This is a genomic window from Nostoc sp., from assembly GCF_035638895.1.
GTDB lineage: Bacteria > Cyanobacteriota > Cyanobacteriia > Cyanobacteriales > Nostocaceae > Nostoc.
In genome coordinates this window covers 1-4599 of sequence record NZ_DASQZC010000023.1, presented here as the reverse complement: position 1 = coordinate 4599, position 4599 = coordinate 1, and the positions used below count along the sequence as shown (strand labels likewise).

Sequence of the window (4599 nt, the reverse complement as noted above, 5' to 3'; positions counted from 1 at the left end):
TCAAAAATAATAAAATTTGGATTCAACAAAATACAACGGAGGCAGATATAGCTTTAGAACTGATGGAAATGGGTATAGATAAACAAGATATTGTGATTGGTTTCCATACTCCAAAAATGCGCCAATTATCAGGGTTCGCTGTGGAATAAAGGAAAGAATAATACTAAAAATATATTTTATTAGAATATTAGGTAGGAAAATAAATTAAGTATAAAGCCGTAGTTAAAAAGATAAAATAATTGCTAATTTTGCGTTTGTCCTGAAATCGAAATGCTCTGTTCATAAAAATCATAGATTATAGCAGTGGCAGGATGAAAAGCGAGGGATTTAAAAGATTGTAATGAAATACATATTCTGCGTTGAGGCAGAACATTGTTGTGTGCTAAATCTTTATTAATTGTGTGCCAAAGTGAAATTTTATAAACTCTGATAAAAAATAAAAAACTGATTCCCTATTTTGATGTACACTGCTTCAAATTGCTAAAGCTTTGCTAGCTGTACAGCAACTGTTAGTTCTTTAGAAAGGTAGGATATAAAGTATAAGCAATCTTTCGTACTGGGTTAAAGGTCTAGGGATTACAATAGGTGGTGCAATAGTTTTCTTTGGAAACTCTGCTATTGCGACATTTAGCCACTATGCTGCTCCAATGAATAACTCTAAAGTCGCAACACAACAGAATATCAGAATTATTGAAGGTGGAATCAAATCTGAAAGCAATCTCTTTTTTTCCGTTCCCACGGGAAACATAGCCGACTTCAACAACAGTACTTCTTTCAATCTCGACAGTTCATTGGTGGCAAGTACGGTAAGGAGTCTAAATTTTGCTGATGGTACTAGGTTTAGTGCCACAGTCTTTCAACAGAATCTGAATAACTCTAATATCGGCGAGGTATTCCAAAACTATAGCAAGGTACTAGAACAATACGGTATATCAGCACAAGATTTTCTTAGACTTCAGCATACACTCGACCTAAATCAACTTCAATTTAATGAGGTTGGTGTATATCAGCAAAACAAGAAATTTTTGCAAGCTTCTTGCATTGTATTGCGTAAGCCTTGCCCGATAGACGGGCATCCTGATGGTTGCTGGATGGATTGCTAAATTAGCTCAACATATCAACATAGTTGCAATTAATCCTGGCTCAGAATAATCCTTATTGCACGTCAGAGCGTTTCTTATTGCTGTCTCTTACAGCTATGACCTTCATATAAGCGATCCCTGCTTCTACTAAACTCAGCTGTGGTACCTTGGCGTAGCCCACCGTTCACGTAGGGTTCCGCAGGAAAGGTACCGCTTTTTTGTAATGACCTTCACACAAGCGATCGCCCCTTCTAATCAAATTAGGTGTGGTGCGTTGGCGTAGCCCGTCATAGACATCGCTTCTTTGCAATTACCTTCATACAAGCGATCGCCCCTTCTACTAAACTCAGATGTGGTGCGTTGGCGTAGCCCGTCATAGACATCGCTTATTCGCAATCACCTTTATATAAGCGATCGCCTCTTCTATTAAACTCAGATGTGGTGCGATCGCTCCTTCGCTATAAGTTTCACACAAGCGATCGCTTCTTCGCTATGACCTTTATACAAGCGATCGCCCTTTTTACTCAACTCAGCTGTGGGTGCGTTGGCGTAGCCCGTCGTAGACATCGCGGATTCCATCATCCTCAACACACACATAAAAAACATATTTGATTTTCTGGCGACATGAGAAAGATGAAAGGCTTAATGGTAAGTCTTTAGCCTGTGGGCTTATCCAAACCGTAAGCAGAGTGTAAAACTTGAGGAGATATCAATTACTCAATCCTCTTGAGTGATCAACGGTCAGTAGCCAGATTAATCAATGCTTTAAGGAAATCCAGTATAAATATATGAAGTTTTGTTACACAATGCGTAATTATTACTAGCCAAGTTGAAGTCATAATTATCGGAGTTCGCAAGAGCGTTAGAAAACTAATGCTTTCCTGCTACTCTAGACTCCATCTTCTTGATTTTTTGTTGCCAAACTGTACTAATCAAAATCACGTTAGTTTCTTAGATCACAAGATAAGTTCGCACATTCACCAATTTGCAAGGAGATCAAAATTCATGGAAACTCAAACAGTAGAGCCAACAGTTATAGATGCTCATACATTACAGCAGTTAAAAGATGAAATTCAGCAGGAAATGTGTGAGATAGTTAATAACGCTAACTTTGGCCAAATCCTCGCCAAGTATGGGATTTTAAGACAAGAAGTGCTTCAATTTGAGTTCAGAATTGACCTAAATAAACTCCAATCTAGCGATCCCGAAGAAGGCAACGAAAGTCAAAATATTTTACTAACAACTTTGCAAGATTGCCCAAATTGCACTTGCACTTGCTGGGCGAGTAATCTTAAAAAATGGATTCCTTGCCCATGCACTTAAGATTGTGTAGTATAAAGTTTTACAAAAAATAAAACACTGATTACCTTTTTTCATGTAGTCTCTTGTAGTCATTATGCTGTCAAAAACTATTGAAGTGGAGATGAAAGTGGTGATTTTTCCAGTTACTTACTAGGTTGCCAGATAGTATCATCATCCTATTTAGTTTTAGTAATTGGCAGTATTTCACTACTAAATTATTTTTGGTGCAAATTCTGTGATGTATAAAAGCCAAGGTAGTCGTTACTGGAAGTTAGGGCTAGTTAGCGCTTTAGAAATTGCTGCAACACTCGTTTTCTCAGGGAGTTGTGCATTGTCCGAGATTATAAAAGATGACACTCTAGGATCTGAAAGTTCAGTTGTTACACCGCAGCTGATTAATGGTCGCCCTACTGACCAGATCAATGGTGGGGCAATTCGTGGGACGAACCTGTTTCACAGCTTTGAGCAGTTTTCTGTGCCAACTGGCAGCACAGCCTACTTTAACAACGCGCCAAATATTCAAAATATCATAAGTCGGGTGACAGGCAAGTCTATTTCTAATATTGATGGCATTCTTAAAACTAACGGCACAGCCAACCTGTTTTTGATTAATCCCAATGGGATTATTTTTGGTACCAATGCATCTCTAGACATCGCCGGTTCATTTGTTGCGAGTACAGCGAGTAGTCTGAACTTTGTCGATGGGACTAAATTTAGTGCCACAAATCCTCAAACCACACTCCTGCTGACAGTAAGTGTTCCCGTTGGCTTACAATTTGGAGCTATACCAGGAATCATCCGCAATCAATCCCAAGCAAATAATCCAGATGGTATAACAACTAATACCTTTGGGCAACCCGTCGGTCTACAGGTAAAGCCAGAGAGAACTTTGGCACTTGTAGGTGGTGATATAACCTTGGAGGGCGGAAATTTAACAGCAGAATCGGGACGAGTTGAGCTAGGAAGTGTTGCTGGTAATAGTTTGGTCAGCCTGAATACAACGAAGCAAGGTTGGGTCTTGGGGTATGAAGGGGTTCAGAACTTACAGAAAATTCAATTAACCCAGCGAATTGTTGACGGCAAAGAGATTCCATCTCAAGTAGATGCCGGTAATCAAGATAGCGATGGCGGTAATATCCAGGTACAAGGCAATACCGTGGAATTAATTGGCAAGGATACGTACTTAACAACTCAGACAATAGGTGCTGGAGATAGCGGTAAATTAATTATTAACACTAATAAATTAAATGTTCGAGATGGTGCCCAAGTATTAACTTCTACGGTAGACAAGGGTAATGGAGGAGATTTAATTGTGAACGCCTCTGAATCCGTGGAGCTAATTGGTAGCATTACCTCTCCAACTAGTATTACTGGATTTGTTAGTGCAAGCGCTAGTCAAGGAAAAGCGGGTGACATTACGATCAACACTAAAAGATTGAGTATTCAAGGAGGAGCAAGAGTAACGGCAGAGTCTAGTTCAATAGTAAGGGCAGACTCTAGTGGAATAGTAGAAAATTCACAAGTGATACCATCTGAAGGAAAAGGAGGCAATATAACTGTGAACGCTTTGGAGTCGGTAGAGATAACTGGCACCTCGACAACAAGTATTCCCAGTCTCTTGTCTGCTTCGACTCTAAATTACGGAAATGCGGGAACAATTAATATCACCACAGGACAATTGATTGTCCGAGATGGTGGTCAAATAAGTATGAGCGTTAAAGTTGCAGATAATGCAATCTACTTAGGAGATACAAGTAACTCAGGGACACCAGGCGCACTAAACGTAACTGCTCGTTCTATTCTGCTCGACGAAGGAACACTCACATCTAATAGTAAGTCAGGACGGGGCGGGAATATTGACTTAGAAGTGCAAGACATGTTAATGATGCGCCACGAAAGTAAAATAACCACTAATGCAGAGGGTAATGGAGATGGCGGTAATATCACCATCAATGCACCTAATGGCTTCCTTGTCACCGCTCCTTCTGAAAATAACGATATCACTGCCAATGCCTTATCTGCCTCTGGTGGTAAAATCATAATCACCGCTAAGAGTATCTTTGGTTTTGAGCCACGCACCCGTGCAGAGGTAGAAAGGCTGTTGAACCCTAAACAGCCACTAGATCCAAGTAGGCTGCTAACAAGTGACATCACCGCGTTTTCTCAGCAAAACCCTACATTAAATGGCACTGTAGAAATCAACTCACCAGATGTT

6 protein-coding genes are annotated in these 4599 nt (G+C 40.0%); 4 read left to right on the top strand and 2 right to left on the bottom strand.

Going from position 1 to position 4599, the window contains the following annotated elements; genetic code table 11:
- Together VE944_RS00945 and VE944_RS00940 are read left to right on the top strand one after the other, a co-directional pair.
- On the top strand, positions 1-149 hold a 149-nt coding region (locus VE944_RS00945; protein ID WP_324971010.1), incomplete at its 5' end, for an element excision factor XisI family protein.
- Between the two features lie 498 nt (positions 150-647).
- Positions 648-1103 carry a hypothetical protein gene (locus VE944_RS00940; RefSeq protein ID WP_324971006.1) on the top strand — a complete coding sequence of 152 codons (456 nt, stop codon included), beginning with the start codon at positions 648-650 and terminating at the stop codon, positions 1101-1103.
- A gap of 234 nt (positions 1104-1337) precedes the next feature.
- Here VE944_RS00940 and VE944_RS00935 read toward each other — a convergent pair whose 3' ends face one another.
- Positions 1338-1478, bottom strand: coding sequence for a hypothetical protein (locus VE944_RS00935; RefSeq protein ID WP_324971004.1), 141 nt, complete (start codon positions 1476-1478; stop codon positions 1338-1340).
- A 36-nt stretch (positions 1479-1514) separates the two neighbouring features.
- The gene (locus VE944_RS00930) at positions 1515-1649 is read right to left on the bottom strand and encodes a hypothetical protein (RefSeq protein WP_324971002.1); all 135 of its coding nucleotides are present in this window, start codon (positions 1647-1649) and stop codon (positions 1515-1517) included.
- 438 nt (positions 1650-2087) lie between these two features.
- On the opposite strand from VE944_RS00930, the gene VE944_RS00925 reads away from it, so the two are divergent.
- Together VE944_RS00925 and VE944_RS00920 are read left to right on the top strand one after the other, a co-directional pair.
- On the top strand, positions 2088-2405 hold the full coding sequence (locus tag VE944_RS00925) for a hypothetical protein (RefSeq protein ID WP_324971000.1): 318 nt from the start codon (positions 2088-2090) through the stop codon (positions 2403-2405).
- A 217-nt stretch (positions 2406-2622) separates the two neighbouring features.
- The coding region (locus VE944_RS00920; RefSeq protein ID WP_324971008.1) for a two-partner secretion domain-containing protein at positions 2623-4599 on the top strand (1977 nt) is incomplete at its 3' end.

What these genes read in the sequence shown, in the direction of transcription:
- VE944_RS00940 (WP_324971006.1), top strand. Translation starts at nt 648, where the DNA reads ATGAATAACTCTAAAGTCGCAACACAACAGAATATCAGAATTATTGAA.
- VE944_RS00930 (WP_324971002.1), bottom strand. Translation starts at nt 1,649, where the DNA reads ATGTCTACGACGGGCTACGCCAACGCACCCACAGCTGAGTTGAGTAAA.
- VE944_RS00925 (WP_324971000.1), top strand. Translation starts at nt 2,088, where the DNA reads ATGGAAACTCAAACAGTAGAGCCAACAGTTATAGATGCTCATACATTA.